Here is a 17,635-nt window from a genome sequence, read left to right on the forward strand (position 1 = left end):
ATGACACTGACGCTGACGATCCTGGGCTGCGGCTCCTCCGCCGGCGTGCCGCGCCCGGCGCTCGGCTGGGGCGCCTGCGATCCCAACAACCCCAAGAACCGCCGTCGCCGCTGCTCGCTGCTGGTCGAACGAACGTCCGAGCACGGCACCACACGCATCTTGATCGACACCTCGCCGGACCTGCGCGAGCAATTGCTTTCGACCAACGTCGACCACATCGATGCCGTGTTCTTGACCCACGAGCATGCCGACCAGACCCACGGCATGGATGATCTGCGTTCGGTGGTCATGCACATGCGACGGCGCATCCCGACCTACTTCAACCAGTCGACAGCGAAGGACATCCTGTCGCGGTTCTCCTACTGCTTCATCTCGCCGGAGGGCAGCGACTATCCGCCGATCCTGACGCGGCATTCGATCGAGGCGGGCGAAAGTCAGACGATTTTGGGGAAGGGCGGCGCGGTGACGATGACCGCCTTCCTGGTGCAGCACGGCAATATTCCCGCGCTCGGCTACCGCATCGGGGATGCCGCCTACACACCCGACCTCAACGACATCCCGCGCGAGAGCTGGGGCGCATTGGAAAATCTGGACCTCTGGATCGTCGACGGCCTGCGCTACACCAGTCATGTCAGCCATTTCAGCATCAACGATGCGCTGTCGTGGATCGAACGTTTCAAGCCGAAGCGCGCGGTCATCACCAACATGACCGCTGACGTTGATTACGAGGTCATCAGGCAGTCGCTGCCCGCGGGCGTGGTGCCGGCCTATGACGGGCTGCGGCTGGAGACGCACTAAACCCGCGGTGGAAATTCTCCTGCCAGCCGGCATATACCTTGCTTGCGCCGGCCCCATCATGTTGATCTAACGTCTGAAAGACAGGCGTTGGACTGGGCGATATTCAAGCAGGACCAGCACCTGACGTGCAATCGCCGGGGTCGGTTGAATCGCCTCGTGTGAAGATGGGGATTGCGTTGGCAGCGGACGATCTAGCGACTCGAGGACTGGTGCGACGCGCTCTGGACCTCCTTTATCTCGGCGCGGGCTACGCCGCGGGCGTCTTCCTGGTTGCGATCTTTGCAATCATGATGGTCATGTCGGTCGGGCGTCAGTTTGCGATCAACATTCCCGCCGGCGACGATTTCGCGTCCTGGTGCATGGCCGCGATGGCTTTCCTCGGACTCGCGCACACTTTCAAGCGCGGAGAGATGATCCGGGTCGGCCTGCTGCTGGAGCGCCTGCACGGGCGGACCAAGCAGGTGGCCGAGATCGTTGCGCTCGGCATTGCCGCGGCATTCATCCTCTATTTCACCTGGCATGCCGTGCAGATGACCTACGATTCCTGGCGCTTCAACGACGTGGCGCAGGGCGTCGTCGCGCTTCCGCTCTGGATTCCGCAGCTCGGCTTTGCCGGCGGCCTTGCGATCCTGTCGATCGCGCTGATCGATGAAATGGTCAATGTCGTCGGCGGCAACCGGCCGAGCTACGAGAAGGGCTCGCCGGACGAGACGCCCGACGAATTCATCGAGCGCATCTCGCAGGGCGGCGGAGGTTGAGCATGGCCAATCTCGGCATGATCGAGCTGTCGTTCATCCTGCTCGGCGTCATGATCCTGCTGCTCGGCAGCGGCGTCTGGATCGCGGTCTCGCTCGGGCTCGTCGGCTTTGTGGCGATGGCGCTGACGACGAGTTTGCCGCTCGGTACCGTGCTCGCCACCACGACCTGGAGCGCGAGCGCGTCCTGGACGCTGGCTGCACTGCCGCTGTTCATCTGGATGGGAGAGATACTTTTCCGGACAAAATTGTCGGAAGAGATGTTCCGCGGTCTGTCGCCTTGGGTGCAGTGGCTGCCGGGACGGCTGACGCATGTGAATGTGATCGGCTGCGGCATCTTCGCGGCGGTGTCGGGCTCGTCGGCCGCGACCTGTGCGACCATCGGCAAGATCGCATTGCCGGAGCTCGACAAGCGTGGCTACGACAAGGGTCTGAGCCTCGGATCGCTCGCGGGCTCCGGCACGCTCGGCCTCTTGATTCCGCCCTCGATTCCGATGGTGGTCTATGCGGTCACGGCGAACGTCTCCGTGCTCCAGGTGTTTCTCGGCGGCTTCCTGCCGGGCGTGCTCGTGATTGTGCTCTATTCCGGCTACATCATCATCTGGTCGCTGCTCAACCCAAAGAAAATTCCCCCGCGCGATCCGCCGATGCCGTTCCGGCAGAAGCTCCGCGAGTCGGCCAAGCTGGCGCCCTGCCTGCTGCTGATCCTGGCGGTCTTCCTGTCCCTCGTGCTCGGCTTCGCGACGGCGACGGAATGCGCGGCGTGGGGTGTCTCAGGCGCGCTGCTGCTGGCGTGGTGGAGCGGCACGCTCACGCGCAAGAACTTCCTCGAGAGCATCATGAGCGCGACGCGCCTGACCTGCATGATCATGTTGATCCTGGCAGGCGCGGCCTATACGACAGCTGCGATGGCCTATACGGGTATTCCGGCGGCGCTCGCCACCTGGGTCCAGGGGCAGCAGCTCACACCCGGCATGCTCGCCCTCTATCTCAGCATCATGTACATCATCCTGGGATGCCTAATCGACGGCATCTCGATGATCGTCCTGACCGCCGTCATCGTACTGCCCATGGTCAGGCAGGCGGGCCTCGATCTGGTCTGGTTCGGCGTCTATCTCATCATCCACGTCGAGATGGCGCAGATCACGCCGCCGGTCGGCTTCAATCTGTTCGTGCTCCAGAACATGAGCGGCCGCGATACGTTCACCGTTGCACGGGCGGCCTTCCCATTCTTCGTCCTGCTGCTGGCCGCCGTGTTCATCATCACGGAGTATCCGCAGATCGTGATGTTCTTGCCGAAGCTTGCTTTCCCAGACTGAGCATACCCGTTTTTCAGATTGACCTTAAGGAGAAGCCCGATGATGTCTCGTTTAGTCCGCGCGTCCCTGATCGCCGGCGTCGTGATGGCCGCGGCACCTGCTTTGGCCCAGACCAAATGGAATTTGCCGGCAGCCTATCCTGCCGACAATCCGCACTCCGAAAATCTGATCGCCTTCGCCAAGGACGTCGAGGCCGCCACGTCCGGCAAGCTCCAGATCACCGTTCATCCGGGGGCCTCACTGTTCAAGGCGCCCGACATCAAGCGCGCGGTGGTGACCGGGCAGGCGCAGATGGGTGAGGTGCTGCTGTCGATCCACGAGAACGAGGACCCGCTCTTCGGCGTCGACGTCGTGCCGTTCCTCGCGACCAGCTTCCCTGACGCGATGAAGCTGTATCAGGCCTCCAAAGCCGCGATCGCCAAGAAGCTCGATGCGCAGGGCCTCAAGCTGCTGTTCGCCGTGCCGTGGGCGCCGCAGGGCGTCTACGTCAACAAGCCGCTCGCGACGATCGAAGACATGAAAGGCTTGAAGTGGCGCGCCTATAATGTCGGCACCGCGCGCATCGGCGAGTTGGTCGGCGCACAATCGGTCACGATCCAGGCTGCCGAACTGCCGCAGGCACTTGCGACCGGCGTGGTGAACTCCTTCATGTCGTCGGGCGGCACGGGTTACGATGCGAAGGCCTGGGAGTCGCTCAAATACTTTTACGACGTGCAGGCCTGGATTCCGAAGGACTACACCTTTGTCAACAAGGCCGCGTTCGAGGCGCTCGACAAGCCGACGCAGGAGGCGATCCTCAAGGCGGCTGCGACGGCGGAAACCCGCGGGTGGAAGGCCTGGCAAGACAAGAGCAGCTGGTATCTCGATCAGCTCAAGGCGAAAGGCATGAATGTCGAGCCGCCGAGCCCGGCACTGAAGGCCGGCTTCCAGAAGATCGGCGAACAGCTGACCGCCGATTGGCTCAAGAAGGCCGGCGCTGACGGGCAGGCGATCGTCGACGCCTACAAGAAGATGTGACGACCGCGAAGCTTCCGCCCGCCACCTTCAGGTGTGCGGGCGGAAGGTCTTCCACAGTCAGCCTCAGGCCGAGATCGCCTTGGCTGATCCGACCTCGTTGCGCAGCAGGAATTTTTGGATCTTGCCGGTCGAGGTCTTCGGGATCGGTCCGAACACGACGGCCTTCGGCGTCTTGAAGCCACTCATCTGCGAGCGGCAGAACGCGATGATGTCAGCCTCGCTCGCGCTGGCGCCGTCCTTCAGCTCGACGAAGGCGCAGGGCACCTCGCCCCATTTCGGATCGGGCTTGGCAACCACGGCGGCGAACAGCACGGCTGGGTGCTTGTAGAGGATGTCCTCGACCTCGACGGATGAGATGTTCTCGCCGCCGGAGATGATAATATCCTTGGAACGGTCCTTGATGATGACGTAGCCGTGCTCGTCGAGCACGCCGAGGTCGCCGGTGTGAAACCAGCCGCCCTCGAAGGCTTCCTTGGTCGCCTTCTCGTTCTTGAGGTAGCCCTTCATCACGATGTTGCCGCGGAACATGACCTCGCCGATGGTCTCGCCGTCGCGCGGCACCTCTTGCATCGTCTGCGGATTGATGACGGTGACGGCTTCCTGAAGCGGGTAGGGCACGCCTTGCCGGCGCTTCATGCGCGCGCGTTCGGCGGGCGGAAGCTCGTCCCACCCGGGCTGCTCGGCGCAGACGGAGGCGGGGCCGTAGACCTCGGTCAGCCCGTAGACATGCGTCAGCTTGATGCCGATGCTTTCGGCGCCTTCGAGCACGGCGACGGGTGGCGCCGCACCTGCGATCAGGCCGACGACGCGGCGCGCGGCCTCGCCCTTTGGCGCGTCGGGCGCATTGATCAGCGTGTTGTAGACGATCGGCGCGCCGCACATGTGGGTGACGCCGTGCTGCCTGATCAGCTCGAAGATTTTGGTCGGCTCGACCTTGCGCAGGCAGACATTGGTGCCGGCCGAGGCAGCGATGGTCCAGGGGAAGCACCAACCGTTGCAATGGAACATCGGCAGCGTCCAGAGATACACCGGGTGCTGACCGAGATTGCCGGCCAGGATGTTGCTGACGGCATTCAGATACGCGCCGCGATGATGGGTGACGACGCCCTTGGGATTTCCCGTGGTGCCCGAGGTGTAGCTCAGCGCGATCGCATCCCATTCGTCGGTGGGCAGGACGGCCTCGAAGTTCGGATCGCCTTGCGCGACGGCGTCCTCGTACTCGATCTCGCCGATGCGCTTGCCGCCCTTGAAGGCGGCATCGTCGACATCGATCACGAACGGCTTTGGCCCGGTCATCTGTGCGAGTGCGTCACTGATGACACCGGAGAATTCCGGGTCAACCAGGATGATGTTGGCCCCGCCATGGTCGAGCTGAAACGCGATGGAAGGCGCATCGAGGCGGATGTTGAGCGCATTGAGCACGGCGCCCGTCATGGGGACGGCGAAGTGCGCCTCGTTCATCGCCGGAACGTTCGGCAGCATTGCAGCAACGGTGTCACCGACGCCGATGCCCTTGCCCGCCAGATAAGAGGCAAAGCGCCGGCAGCGCTCGTGCGTCTGCGCCCAGGTGAAGCTGCGGCCCTCATAGACAGTGCTGACGTGATCGGGATAGACGGCGGAGCTTCGCGCGAGGAAGCTCAACGGGCTCAGGGGCACATAATTGGCGGGGGTCTTGTCGAGGCCGATATCGTACTTGTTCTGCCGCTTACTCATCGACACCTCCTGAAAACGCCTCAAAGGAATCCGATCGATATCCAGGGGAAGATCGCGACGATGATCAATCCCACCAGCAGCGCCAGCAGATAGCCCCAGATCGGCCTGATGCCTTCGGCCGGGTCGACGCGTCCAATGGCGCAGGCGGCATAATAGCCGACGCCGAAGGGTGGGGCGAATAGCCCGATACCCATGGCGAGAATGATCACCATCGCATAGTGCACCTCGTGCACGCCGACGGCGCGGGCGATCGGGAACAGCAGCGGCCCGAACAGCACGATCGCAGGGATGCCCTCCAGCACGCTGCCGAGAATGGTGAAGGCCAGGATTGAGACGGCGATGAAGGTCGCCGCCCCGCCGGGCAATCCCGTCATGGCCGCCGCCAGCGAGCGCGAGAAGCCGGATTGGGTCAGGCCCCACGCCATACCGGTCGCGGTGCCGATGATCAGCAGGATTGCGCCCGACAACGCTGCGGTCTCGACCAGCATTGGAAACAACCGCCGCCAGTCGAAGCGGCGGTACACTAGAACGCCGACCAGGGCGCCGTAGACGATGCCGATGGTGGAGACCTCGGTGGCGGTCGCGATGCCCTCGACCACGGCGTAGCGGATCACGAAGGGCAGCGCGAGCGCGGGCAGGGCGATGATGAAGGTCCTGCCGATCTCGGATGCCTTGGCGCGGCGGACGTGGCTCATGTCCTCGTGGCGGTAGCGCCACCACACCAGCATGCAGAGCGTGATCGCCAGCACCACGCCGGGCAATAGACCGCCGGTAAAGAGGGCGGCGATCGACACGCCCGTGACCGAGCCGATCGTGATCAGCACGAGGCTCGGTGGAATGGTCTCCGTCTGGGCCCCCGTCGCCGCAAGGAGCGCGACGAGGTCGCCGGGCTTGGCGCCGCGCTGCTTCATCTCCGGGAACAGCACCGGTGCGACCGCGGCCATGTCGGCGGCCTTGGCGCCGGAGATGCCGGAGACCAGGTACATGGCGCCGACCAGTACATAATGCAGGCCGCCGCGGACATGCCCGAGCAGGCTCGCCAGGAACGCCACCATGGCCCGCGCCATGCCGGTCATCTCGATTAGCAGCCCCAGAAAGACGAAGAGCGGCACCGAGAGTAGGATGAGGTGGCTCATGCCCTCGTCCATCCGCCCGACCAGCACCATCAGCGGCGTGCGCGTGGTCAGCGCCAGATAGCCGAAGATCGCAAGGCCAAACCCGAACGCAATGGGAACGCCGGCAAAGACGCAGAAGCCGGCAACGCCGACGAAGAAGATGACGAGGTTGAGATTGCCGAGGGGGCGCAGCGACGGCTCCGCCAGCCAGAATGCGCCGATCAGGACTGCAACCGACAGCACGGCGGCCGCGACCATCCGGTAATCGGCGGCGCGCAGCAGCCGCAGCAAGGCGAACGCCGCCATCAGGCTGATGCCGGCCGGCAGCGCCGCAGCGCGCCACATATTCGAGATCTGGAGCGCCGGTGTGGTGATGTAGCTCTCTTCGTAGGCATAGTCGCAGGACGGCCAGACGATCAGCACGAGGAACGCCAGCGCGGCCGATGTCGCGACCAGATCGAGATAGGTCCGCAACGCGGGCCGGGCACTGGCGACGACCGCGGTCATGCGCATGTGCTCGGAGCGGCGGAACGCGACTGCCGCGCCCAGCATGGCGAGCCACAGGAACAGGATCGAGGCGAGCTCGTCTGACCAGATCAGCGGCCGATGCAGCCCGTAGCGCGCAACCACGCCGGCAAACAGGATCACGATCTCGGCGATGACCAGGATCGCCGCCGGGATCTCCACAAGAAGGCCAAGTGTGCGCTCCAGCCAAGCCAGCAACGAAGGTCGGCGAGGGGACTGAACAGTCGCCTCGCCCGCCACTTCGATCACCTCGACTTCGACATGAGCCATGACGCGGCCTAACGCGTTACGACAGCTTGCCCACGGCTTTTTCCAGGAGGTCCCAGGCTTGATCGCCGTACTTGCCCTTCCATTCGGCATAGAAGCCGGCGGACCGCAGCTTGTCGCGGAACGGGGCCACCGCCGGCTGGTTGAAGGTCAGGCCCTTGCCCGCCAGCTCCTGCTGGAGATTGGCGTTGAGCTTGGCGGTATCCTCACGCTCCTTGACGGCGGCGGCGTTGATGTTCTTGGCGACGACAGTGCGCACGTCCTGCGGCAGTTTTTCCCAGGCACGGCGGTTGGCCAGGAACCAGAAGCCGTCCCACATGTGGTTGGTCAGCGAGCAGTACTTCTGCACCTCGTACAGCTTTGCGGTCGAGATGATCGCCAGCGGGTTCTCCTGGCCCTCGACGATCTTGGTCTGGAGCGCCGAATAGACCTCGGCGAAATTGATCGAGGCGGGCGCTGCGTCGAATGCCTTGAACATCGAGGTCCATAGCGGCGACACCGGCACGCGGATTTTGAAGCCCTTGAGATCGTCCGGACCGGCGATCGGCTTGGTCGACGATGTGGTCTGGCGGAAGCCGTTGTCCCAGATCTTGTCCATGACCTCGAGCCCGGCCTTCTTGATCTCGCCGCGGACGAAGGCGCCGAGGTCTCCATCCATGGCCTTCCAGACCGTGCCGTAGTCCGGGAACGCGAAGCCGATGCCGTTGATGGACGCGGCCGGCACCAGGGTCGAGAGGATCAGCCCCGACAGCGTGAAGAACTCGACGCCGCCGGAGCGGATCTGGCTCAGCATGTCGGTGTCGGACCCGAGCTGGTTGTTCGGGAAGATCTGGAGGTCGAACTTGCCGTTGGTCTCGCTCTTGATGGCCGCGGCCATCTCCTTGGCGCGCACGTTCAGCGGATGGCTGTCCGGCAGGTTGTTGGCGTATTTGTAGGTGAACTCGGCGCTCTGGGCGCGGGCCACATGGGGCGCACTGAGGCCGCCCAGGACCGCGGTCGCGGCGGAGGCCTTGAGAAGCGTGCGTCGGGAAAAGCTCATGGGTCTGCTTCCTCGGAAGGTTTGTTGTTGTTCTGAGATGCAAACCTATACGGACGTCAGGTCAGAAGGTCATCTGCGATCTCGCGAAGCCTCGCTTATTGCAGCCGGACAACGTCGCGGCAATATCGGCTTTCGGAGAGATGGCCGCACAAAAAAATGCGAAAACAACCCCATGCACAGTAGCCGTCAAAGAGCTGGGACGGCGGCCCGGCGTAAGCCCAAAAACGGCTTGGAGCGAAGGTGCAGTGGCAGGAATTTCATCTAAATGACTGATCAAATTGCACATAAAAATATTCCATAATATACCTTATGCGAATTACGGATATGGGGCGAGCCGGCCATCTCAGTGTGCTCGGCACCGTTCTCCAGGGGTTGGACTCGACTCTGACAACGCTTGCGGGCAACGAAGATCTTGCCCGCGACGTCCTCTTCGGCTGGGCCCTCACCCAGCGGCCGCATTGTCCGGGCGTTGAGTGGCCCGCAACGTCGGGATCTGAGGCGCGGTCCTGAAATTGGCTAGGCGTAATCGATATGACTCTGAGCCTCAGACAACTCCGATACTTCGTGGCCATCGCGGATGCAGGTGCGCTCGCGAGAGCCGCCGAAATCCTGAACGTCGCTCAATCGGCGCTGAGCCATCACGTGTCGGAGATAGAGGCCGTCCTTGGGGTCCAGCTCCTACATCGGCGTCCGCGCGGAATATTGCTGACACCTGCCGGGGAACGTCTTTACGAGCATGCCACTGCGATCCTAGCTGCGGTGGTGAAGGCGGAGACCGACGTCAAGGCATTCACCGAGGAGGCGACCGGGGCGATTTCGGTCGGCCTCACGCACACGGTTGCTGCAGCCTGCGGGCTTGAGATCATGCAGGCTGTCGGGACCGGCACCCCGGCAGTGCATCTGACGCTGGCCGAGGGTTTGAGTCCTGGACTGACAGATCGGCTGATTGCGGGCGAACTCGATTTCGCGCTCGTTTTCAATCCCCCCGTGGATGCCAGACTGATCCGTGAGCCCCTGCTCAGGGAGGAACTATTCCTCGTCGGGCGTGCGGACGTCATCGGTCCCCCCGATACGCCGATTGCCTTCGCCGAAATCCCGCAGGGTACGGTTCTCGGCTTAATCCCGTCACGAGCCATCATTCAGGCGCAGATTCTGCGCAACAAGGTCACGCGCAGCCCAAAACTTGAGATCGACTCGCTTGGCCTGATGCGGCGGGCGCTGGAGGCCGGGCTTGGCTGCGCCATTCTGGCGCGGTCGACCGTAGCAGCGGATCTGCCGAACAAACGCATCCGCGCCCGGCAGATTGTCGAGCCGACCATTACAAGAGATCTCAATCTGATCATGCGGTCCGACCACCCGCAAACGCGTGGCTTCACCGAGGTGCGCCGCGTCCTGAATGAGGTGTTTTTTCAGGAGGTGGTCAGCGGACGCTGGCCAGCGGAGTCGCTGGCCAAAGCGACGCAGAGCTGAGCCGAGCACGACGCTGTAAGAGCCCTGAACGGCAATGCAGCCGGGTACCGGCTTCGGCGGCATTGGTTGGCTCGGGCGAAACAGGCCTCCCCGACATGCCCCGCATGGGTCGAGCCAAATCAACGCGTTGAACTATCTGGTCGCGAGATAGCTGCGTTAGGAAAGGTGTAATTGTCACTTTCCGCAGGCGCGAGCATCGTCTGGCGGCAAACAGCAGGCAAACTGCCGACGCGATGGGAGCGCACGTGGAGAGATGAGCAATTTCCCCACCTCGGTGGAGATCGTCGAGGAAGGTCCTCGCGAGGGCTTCCAGATCGAGCCCGGGCCAATTTCGACCGCTGCAAAGATCGAGCTGATCGATGCCTTGTCACAGACAGGCGTCAAGACGATCCAGGTCGCTTCGTTCGTCAACCCGAAGGCCGTGCCGGGCTGGGCTGACGCCGAGGCGGTCGTTCGGGGATTCACGCCGTCTCCGGGCGTCGCCTATACGGCCCTCTGGTTCAATGAGCGCGGAATGGAACGCGCCCTCTCCCATCGCGATCGTCTCGTGAATGCCGCAGCCATCGCCTTGAGCGCCTCCGAGGCGTTCTCTCTGCAGAATCTCCGGCGAGATCGGCAGGGCCAGATTGAAGCCATGAGATCGACAGTGGCGGCTCATCTCGCCGCGAACGTGCCGGTTGATCGAGTGATCGTCATGGCGGCATTCGGATGCAATTTCTCCGGAGAAGTGCCGCTCAGCGCGGTGATCTCCACCATCAAGGATGGGCTCGGCATCGCCGAGGAAACTGGGACCCGCATTTGCGCCATCGGGCTCGGAGACAGTATGGGCTGGTGCACGCCGAGGAGGATTCAGGAGACCGTCACCGCTATCCGCGAGCGCTGGCCGGAGTTGGAGCTGTCACTGCATCTGCACGATACACGGGGTCTCGGCATCGCATCTGCTTATGAGGGGCTGCGGCTCGGTGTATCCAAGTTCGACGCCGCCGTCGCCGGCCTGGGAGGCTGCCCCTTTGCTGGGCAACCTGGAGCGCCCGGGAATATTGCCACGGAAGAGCTGGTGCTCCTCTGCGAACAACTCGGCATACCGACCGGCATCAATCTTGATCGGCTCATTGACGTTGCTCGGCTCGCCGAGCAGATCGTCGGGCACCGCCTGCCAAGCGCGCTGCTCAGATCGGGGCGACCGAAGATGATAGGGACCCAATGACATGACCGCAGATGCTGCAAAGCCGCTCCAGAACATTCGCGTTCTGGATTTCGGTCACACCATTATGGGCCCCTGCGCCGGACTGATCTTGGCCGATCTCGGCGCCGATGTGATCAAAGTCGAACCCTACGAAGGCGACTCCACACGTCGAATGCCCGGCTTCGCCGCGGGATTCTTTGCCACGTTCAATCGTAACAAGCGCTCGATCGCGCTTGATCTGAAAACACCCCGTGGCCAGGCAGCTCTTCACCGCCTGGTGGCTGGTGCAGACGTGCTACTGGAGAATTTCGGCCCCGGCACGATCGAGCGTCTTGGCTGCCGGTGGGAAGACCTCGCGAAGATCAATCCGCGTCTGATCTTCCTGTCGATGAAGGGATACTTGAAAGGACCCTATGAGCACCGAGGAGCTCTGGATGAAGTGGTCCAGATGCAAAGCGGCATCGCCTATATGACCGGCCCGCCCGGCCAGCCGTTACGGGCCGGCGCTTCGATCATCGACATTCTCGGCGCCGTTTTCGGGGTCGTTGCCGTGCTCGCAGCCATCAATGAGCGCGCGATCACCGGACAGGGCAAGCGGGTCGGCTCCTCCCTGTTCGAGAGTGCGGCATTCCTCATGGCGAGCCACATTGCCGGCGGCGCAGTAACCGGCGAACCAATGCGTCCGTTTCCTGCGCGCACCAACGCCTGGGGGGTCTACGACGTTTTCGAGACGCGAGACGGGCAGGTTTTCATAGGCATCACCAGCGACGCCCATTGGAGTCGGTTCTGCAAACAATTCGGCTTGGCGGAGCTCGGGGGCGATCCGCGCTTGCAATCAAATACCGATCGCTGCGCCAACCGCCACTGGATGCTGCCAGTTCTCAAGCGGCTATTTGCCGAGCAGGCAATGGCTGACGTTCTCGCCGCCTGCGACACGGCCATGCTGCCTTATGCCAAGGTGGGACATCCCGACGAGCTTCCACAAGACCCGCATCTTGCTGCAGGAGGGCTGGTCGAAACTGCGATCTCCGCTCTGGGCAAGCATCTTATCGCGCGCCTGCCCGGCCTGCCCATGGAGTTCGGCGAGCTCAGGGAAAGAACAAGGCTGGAGCGGCAACCGCCCGGCATTTCGGAGCACGGCGAGCAGGTCCTTAGGGAGGCCGGGCTGAGTCCGGCCGAAGTCGAGGCTTTGGTGCAGGATAGAATTCTGCGTCGACCAGACGCTCAGGTCGCGGCACGCGACGAGAACGTTGCCTGAGATGCCAAAGCGCCTGCCGCATGGGGCGTCGGGGTCTGGCTTGACGCTGCGCGCACGTCGCCTCGCCTTCTCGCTTCCAGAACGATCCCATCGCTAAGTTCTACTGGTGCCCTTCACGTCATTCGGAGAACCTTTCGGCAAGCTGGCGTGCTCGCGCGGTAAAGCGCGTTGTTCCGCACAAAAACGTACGAGAAATCGGGAGGGATAGATGACCACTGCGGATCTGGCCGGCTCGACAGCCGATCAATTGGACGCTCCTAGCGCCGCAGCCAGGGACGCTCGTTCCTTGTCGGTCGACCATGCCGTTGCCGAGGTTGCAGCCCGCCTCGAGCGGCTTCCCGCAAGTCGCTATTTCTGGAAGATCATTATCCTCGTTTCCCTCGGCGGCTGGTTCGAATACTACGATCTCATCTTCACGGGTTATATCGCGCCCGGCCTGACGAAATCGGGATTGCTGACCACCACAACCACGACTTTCTTCGGCTACACTGGAATTGCCGGCTTTATCGCCGCAACTTTTGCCGGGCTCTTCGTAGGAACTTTCTTCTGCGGCAGATTGATCGATCGGTTCGGCCGACGCGCGGCCTTCACCTGGTCGATGGTGTGGTATTCTTTCGCCTTGCTCATCATGGCGTTTCAGCACACGCCTGAGGGCCTGCTGGTCTGGCGCTTCGTCGCCGGGATTGGCATCGGGGTCGAGATCATCACGGTGACGACCTTCATCATCGAGCTGGTCCCCGGCCATATGCGGGGCAAGGCCATCGCACTGAACCAGGCAATCATGTTCACGGCGGCACCGATCGCCGCCCTCCTTTCATCCTGGCTCGTTCCGGAAACCTATTTCGGCCTGGACGGCTGGCGCTGGATCGTCCTGATCGGATCCACCGGCGCAATCGTGGTCTGCTTCCTGCGCGCCCGCCTTCCCGAAACGCCGCGATGGCTTGCACAGCATGGCCGATCGGAAGAAGCTCTTCGCGTCGTCGAGCGTATCGAACAGCAGATTATACGCGAGACCGGAAATTCCTTGCCCGAGCCGGCGCGCATCCGGAACGCCGCTCCCGAGCGAGAGCCTCACTTCTTTGAACTATGGACGGGCCCCTGGCGCTCGCGCGTCTTGATGTTGCTTGTCTTCAATCTGTTCCAGGCAATCGGATATTACGGTTTCGCGAACTGGGTGCCTTCCTTCATGATCGCCAAGGGAGTCCTGGTCACCAAGAGCCTGCTCTATTCTTCGGCGATTGCGATCGCCAGCCCTGTCGGACCACTGTTAGCCATGATGATCGCCGATCGCATCGAGCGCAAATGGCTCATCGTGATTGCCGCGGCGTCAATCTCCGTCTTCGGGCTGGCGTTTGCTCAATCATCCGCGCCCTTCTTGCTCATTACGTTTGGCCTCCTGGTCAATCTCGGCAACTCAATCATGTCGCTCAGTTTCCACACCTACCAGAACGAGGTCTTCCCGACTCGAATCCGGGCACGAGCAGCAGGCACCGTCTATTCGGTCAGCCGATTGACTGCCATGTTCTCCGGCTTCCTGATCGCCTTTCTGCTTCGAGACTACGGTGTGACGGGCGTGTTCGGTGCGATCGTGGGAGCCATGGTCGTGGTGATGATCGTCATCGGCGTATTTGGGCCGACAACGAACAACAAGCCGCTCGAAGAGATCGCCTAGGGCATCTCGCGCCACGCTGCAGCCGTTGCTGCCGAACGTCGAAGATCGAGAAACCAATGGCAACGGACCTAGCGGGTAGACCCAAACATTGTTCGAAAAGATCTGGCGACCTCACGTCGCCACGCGGCGCGGCACGCGAAACCTGCTGACCATCGATCGCATCTTCCTGCACGATATGACGTCGATTCCGGCGTTCGAGCAGCTTCGCGAGCGCAACCTCTCCGTCGCGGAGACAGCGCGTACCCTCGCCGTTATCGATCACGCGGTCGCGACCGCGCCCGGTCGAACGGAGGAGACCTATCCGGTCATGGCGCCGATGGTAAGGTCGTTTCGCCGGGAGGTGACTGAGCGCGGAATTCCGCTGTTCGGTCTTGGAGATCCGCGGCAAGGCATCGTGCACGTCGTTGCCGCGGAGCAAGGTGCCATCCTGCCGGGAATGACGGCTGTTTGCGGTGACAGTCATACCTGTACAAACGGCGCTCTGGGCGCGATCGCCTTCGGCATCGGAAGCACCGAGATTGCGCACAGCCTCGCCTATCAGGCGCTGTGGCTTCCTCAACCAAAGACCCTACGCGTGACGATCGACGGCGTACTCGATCCCAGGGTGAACGGTAAGGACATCGCGCTTGCGATCATTTCCCGCTTCTCGACCGATGGCGGAACGGGCTGCGCAGTAGAGTACGCCGGCACCGCTATCCGCAGCCTTCCCTTGGAACAGCGCATGACGTTATGCAACCTGTCCATCGAGTTCGGATCGCGGATTGGGTTGATTGCGCCCGACGAGGCGGTCTTCACCTACCTCAACGGCCGGCCGCAAGCACCAAAGGATTCGGCGTTTGACGCAGCCGTTGCATCGTGGCGCAGGCTTGCAAGTGATGACGATGCAATTTTCGACAAGGAGTATTCGCTACCGGCAAGCACGATAGCACCGATGGTGACCTGGGACACGAGCCCGGAAGACGCGATCGCCGTCGACGGAACCATTCCACGCTTGTCCGACGCCCGCGATCAGGCGCAGAGATCGCGCTGGGAGCGTGCATTTTCCTACGTCAACTTGCGGCCCGGCGAGCCTATCGCGGGCACGCCGGTCGATGTCGCCTTTATCGGCTCCTGCACCAATTCACGTCTATCCGACCTTCGGGCCGCCGCCCGTGTTGTCGACGGACGAAAGGTTGCAGGAAGTGTGCGTGCGCTAGTGGTCCCCGGCTCCAGCGACGTAAAGCGACGGGCCGAGGCAGAAGGTCTCGATCGGATCTTCCGCGATGCAGGCTTCGAGTGGCACGAATCTGCATGCTCGCTTTGCGTTTCGCTTGGACCCGATAACGTCGGCCGCGGAAAAAGGTGCGCGTCGACCTCGAACCGCAATTTCGAGAATCGACAGGGTCCCGGTGCGATCACGCACCTGATGAGTCCGGCTATGGTGGCGACCGCGGCGATCACCGGCGAGATCACCGATGTCAGGACCCTCGCATGAGCGGGAAAATCACAATTATTCGTGGGATCGCCGCTCCCCTGCTCTGGGACAACGTCGATACCGACGCCCTCACCCCCGTTGCCCCTTACAAGCGGCTTGGCGGAGGACGTGACTGCTTACGTGAGGTTCTGTTCTACGAGTTCAGGTTCACCGCAGACGGCACACCAAAGCCTTACTTTGTTCTGAACGAGCCGCAATTCACAGGCGCCGCCATTCTGGTCGCGGGCGAGAATTTCGGCTGCGGCTCGTCGCGCGAGGTAGCGGTGTGGTCGCTGATTGACTACGGCTTTCGCGCGGTGATCGCACGCAGTTTTGCCGAGATATTCGAGCAAAATGCCTATAAGAACCACCTCCTGCCCGCGACCGTCGATGCCGAGACACATGCACGGCTGGTACGATCCCTGGATTGCCCGACCCCTCCGGTCACGGCGATCGATCTCATCCGGCAATGCATCACGATCAATGACCACAATGTCGGAGCATTCCGAGCCGACGAGATGGGTTTGGAGATGATCGTCAACGGCATGGATGAATTTGCGCTCACCGCCCGCTACGTGCCCGACATCCAGGCTACGCAGCGCCGGCTGGATGACGCATTCCCTTGGCTCGACCCATACAAAAGGTCCTGAACGAATCTCACCGGCATCCTCATCGCATGCGTTCGCCACGAAACTTGGGCTAGCCAAAACTCTGCTCCCGGCTCAGAGTTGTCTGCCGCAAGCGAGACAACAGAACGCCGGCTTTCAAGCCGCGCCAGCCTTGGGAGATCATCATGCAGGAGCACGCCCCCCGCGGAGCGGGGTCCCGCGCCATTCCGTTCGATGCCGCCAAGCTCGACCGTCTCATGGAGATCGCCGGCCTCGACGTCGTGATCGCGACCTCCAAGCACAATGTGCAGTATCTGCTGGGCGCCGAGCGCGCGATCTTCTTCGACTACATGGACGCGCTCGGCGTCAGCCGCTATTTGCCGGTCCTGATCTATCCCAAGGGCGCACCTGAGAAAGCGGTCTATGTCGGCCACCGGCTGGAGACCCATCAGCGCGCGGTCGCCCCGCCCTGGGTGCCGCAGGTCCGGACCGAATCCAATGGTTCGGTGGACGCCATTGCGCAGGCTGCGGACCTGATTCGGCAGGCCGGCGTGCCATTGAAGCGGATCGGGATCGAGATGCCGTTCATGCCGATGGACGCCGGGAGGGCGCTGGCCGACGCCCTGCCCGGTGCCGAGCTCAAGGATGCGGTGCTGGTGCTGGAGCGGCTGCGGGCAGTCAAGTCGGCGGAGGAATTGGCGAAGCTGAAGACGGCGTCCGAGCTCGTCGTCGCATCCATGCTGGCGGTCATCGCCGGGCACGGTCGGGGCACGACCAAGCGGCAATTGTCGGAGGCGTTGCGCCTTGCCGAAGCCAACCGCGGCCTGACCTTCGAGTATTGCCTGCTGGCCTGCGGCAGCAGCCACAACCGGGCGCCATCGGCGCAGCATTGGGAGCAAGGCGAGGTGCTGTCGCTGGACTCCGGCGGCAATTATCACGGCTATATCGGCGACGTCGCGCGCATGGCCGTATTGGGCGCGCCGGATGCGGAGCTGAAGGATTGTCTGGCCGAAATCGAAGCGGTCCAGCGCGCCGCCTTCGCGGCGGTCCGGCCGGGCGCCTTGGGCGGCGACATCTACGTCGCGGCCGAACGCCAGCTCGCCCAGATCACCCAGCGCGACTGCACCGATTTCCTCGCTCACGGCATGGGGCTCGTCAGCCACGAAGCCCCTCGCCTGACCGCCAAGGGTCCGATTCCCTACGACGACACCGACGCCCGTCAACCGCTCGAAGCCGGCATGGTGGTCTCGATCGAGACCACCATGAAGCATCCGAGGCGCGGCTTCATCAAGCTCGAGGATACAGTTGCGGTGACGTCGACGGGCTACGAAATTTTCGGCGAAGGTGGCCGGGGGTGGAATCTTGGCGGCAGCGCCTTAGGGTAGCGGCAGTTGATCGAGCTGGCGCTGCGCCTCTGACGACCGCCGCGAACCAGCTCTG

14 protein-coding genes are annotated in these 17,635 nt (G+C 62.8%); 11 read left to right on the forward strand and 3 right to left on the reverse strand.

Annotated features, from left to right (window positions below):
• The 4 genes from IVA87_RS01625 to IVA87_RS01640 all read left to right on the forward strand — a co-directional run bounded on the left by IVA87_RS01625 (position 1) and on the right by IVA87_RS01640 (position 3,889).
• On the forward strand, positions 1-798 hold the full coding sequence (locus IVA87_RS01625) for an MBL fold metallo-hydrolase (RefSeq protein ID WP_247332443.1): 798 nt from the start codon (positions 1-3) through the stop codon (positions 796-798).
• A 164-nt stretch (positions 799-962) separates the two neighbouring features.
• Positions 963-1,556: a TRAP transporter small permease gene (locus IVA87_RS01630; RefSeq protein WP_247297632.1), complete on the forward strand. Its 594-nt coding sequence runs from the start codon at positions 963-965 to the stop codon at positions 1,554-1,556.
• A 2-nt stretch (positions 1,557-1,558) separates the two neighbouring features.
• Positions 1,559-2,872, forward strand: coding sequence for a TRAP transporter large permease subunit (locus IVA87_RS01635; RefSeq protein ID WP_247297634.1), 1,314 nt, complete (start codon positions 1,559-1,561; stop codon positions 2,870-2,872).
• Between the two features lie 39 nt (positions 2,873-2,911).
• Positions 2,912-3,889 carry a TRAP transporter substrate-binding protein gene (locus IVA87_RS01640; RefSeq protein WP_247297636.1) on the forward strand — a complete coding sequence of 326 codons (978 nt, stop codon included), beginning with the start codon at positions 2,912-2,914 and terminating at the stop codon, positions 3,887-3,889.
• Between the two features lie 63 nt (positions 3,890-3,952).
• Here the strand turns inward: IVA87_RS01640 and IVA87_RS01645 are convergent, their stop codons facing one another.
• Genes IVA87_RS01645 through IVA87_RS01655 form a run of 3 tightly spaced genes read right to left on the reverse strand, consistent with a single transcriptional unit; the run spans position 3,953 to position 8,548 of the window.
• The gene (locus IVA87_RS01645) at positions 3,953-5,602 is read right to left on the reverse strand and encodes an acyl-CoA synthetase (RefSeq protein ID WP_247297638.1); all 1,650 of its coding nucleotides are present in this window, start codon (positions 5,600-5,602) and stop codon (positions 3,953-3,955) included.
• A gap of 20 nt (positions 5,603-5,622) precedes the next feature.
• Positions 5,623-7,512 (reverse strand): TRAP transporter large permease subunit, encoded by a 1,890-nt coding sequence (locus IVA87_RS01650; protein WP_247332445.1) that lies wholly within the window; start codon positions 7,510-7,512, stop codon positions 5,623-5,625.
• 16 nt (positions 7,513-7,528) lie between these two features.
• The gene (locus IVA87_RS01655; protein ID WP_247297643.1) at positions 7,529-8,548 is read right to left on the reverse strand and encodes a TRAP transporter substrate-binding protein; all 1,020 of its coding nucleotides are present in this window, start codon (positions 8,546-8,548) and stop codon (positions 7,529-7,531) included.
• Positions 8,549-9,079: 531 nt separating this feature from the next.
• Here IVA87_RS01655 and IVA87_RS01660 point away from each other — a divergent pair.
• The 7 genes from IVA87_RS01660 (at position 9,080) to IVA87_RS01690 (ending at position 17,580) form a co-directional block, all read left to right on the forward strand.
• A complete protein-coding gene (locus IVA87_RS01660; RefSeq protein WP_249816779.1) occupies positions 9,080-10,018 on the forward strand; it encodes a LysR substrate-binding domain-containing protein in 939 nt (312 codons plus the stop codon).
• Between the two features lie 253 nt (positions 10,019-10,271).
• Positions 10,272-11,225, forward strand: coding sequence for a hydroxymethylglutaryl-CoA lyase (locus IVA87_RS01665; protein ID WP_247332450.1), 954 nt, complete (start codon positions 10,272-10,274; stop codon positions 11,223-11,225).
• A gap of 1 nt (position 11,226) precedes the next feature.
• On the forward strand, positions 11,227-12,462 hold the full coding sequence (locus IVA87_RS01670) for a CaiB/BaiF CoA-transferase family protein (protein WP_247332452.1): 1,236 nt from the start codon (positions 11,227-11,229) through the stop codon (positions 12,460-12,462).
• 208 nt (positions 12,463-12,670) lie between these two features.
• Positions 12,671-14,134, forward strand: a complete 1,464-nt coding sequence (locus tag IVA87_RS01675) for an MFS transporter (protein ID WP_247332455.1) — start codon at positions 12,671-12,673, stop codon at positions 14,132-14,134.
• A gap of 88 nt (positions 14,135-14,222) precedes the next feature.
• Entirely contained in the window at positions 14,223-15,608 is a 1,386-nt protein-coding gene (locus IVA87_RS01680) for a 3-isopropylmalate dehydratase large subunit (protein ID WP_247332459.1), read from the forward strand.
• Positions 15,605-16,237: a 3-isopropylmalate dehydratase small subunit gene (gene leuD / locus IVA87_RS01685; RefSeq protein WP_247332462.1), complete on the forward strand. Its 633-nt coding sequence runs from the start codon at positions 15,605-15,607 to the stop codon at positions 16,235-16,237. The genes IVA87_RS01680 and leuD overlap by 4 nt, the downstream gene beginning before the upstream one ends.
• Positions 16,238-16,380: 143 nt before the next feature.
• Complete coding sequence (locus tag IVA87_RS01690; RefSeq protein ID WP_247332466.1) at positions 16,381-17,580, forward strand: Xaa-Pro peptidase family protein; 1,200 nt, start codon at positions 16,381-16,383, stop codon at positions 17,578-17,580.
• Positions 17,581-17,635: the final 55 nt, after the last annotated feature.

This window comes from Bradyrhizobium sp. 147 (assembly GCF_023073935.1).
GTDB lineage: Bacteria > Pseudomonadota > Alphaproteobacteria > Rhizobiales > Xanthobacteraceae > Bradyrhizobium.

Coding starts and splice junctions, on each gene's coding strand:
- IVA87_RS01625 (WP_247332443.1), top strand. CDS start 1: ATGACACTGACGCTGACGATCCTGGGCTGCGGCTCCTCCGCCGGCGTG.
- IVA87_RS01630 (WP_247297632.1), top strand. CDS start 963: ATGGGGATTGCGTTGGCAGCGGACGATCTAGCGACTCGAGGACTGGTG.
- IVA87_RS01635 (WP_247297634.1), top strand. CDS start 1,559: ATGGCCAATCTCGGCATGATCGAGCTGTCGTTCATCCTGCTCGGCGTC.
- IVA87_RS01640 (WP_247297636.1), top strand. CDS start 2,912: ATGATGTCTCGTTTAGTCCGCGCGTCCCTGATCGCCGGCGTCGTGATG.
- IVA87_RS01645 (WP_247297638.1), bottom strand. CDS start 5,602: ATGAGTAAGCGGCAGAACAAGTACGATATCGGCCTCGACAAGACCCCC.
- IVA87_RS01650 (WP_247332445.1), bottom strand. CDS start 7,512: ATGGCTCATGTCGAAGTCGAGGTGATCGAAGTGGCGGGCGAGGCGACT.
- IVA87_RS01655 (WP_247297643.1), bottom strand. CDS start 8,548: ATGAGCTTTTCCCGACGCACGCTTCTCAAGGCCTCCGCCGCGACCGCG.
- IVA87_RS01660 (WP_249816779.1), top strand. CDS start 9,080: ATGACTCTGAGCCTCAGACAACTCCGATACTTCGTGGCCATCGCGGAT.
- IVA87_RS01665 (WP_247332450.1), top strand. CDS start 10,272: ATGAGCAATTTCCCCACCTCGGTGGAGATCGTCGAGGAAGGTCCTCGC.
- IVA87_RS01670 (WP_247332452.1), top strand. CDS start 11,227: ATGACCGCAGATGCTGCAAAGCCGCTCCAGAACATTCGCGTTCTGGAT.
- IVA87_RS01675 (WP_247332455.1), top strand. CDS start 12,671: ATGACCACTGCGGATCTGGCCGGCTCGACAGCCGATCAATTGGACGCT.
- leuD (WP_247332462.1), top strand. CDS start 15,605: ATGAGCGGGAAAATCACAATTATTCGTGGGATCGCCGCTCCCCTGCTC.
- IVA87_RS01690 (WP_247332466.1), top strand. CDS start 16,381: ATGCAGGAGCACGCCCCCCGCGGAGCGGGGTCCCGCGCCATTCCGTTC.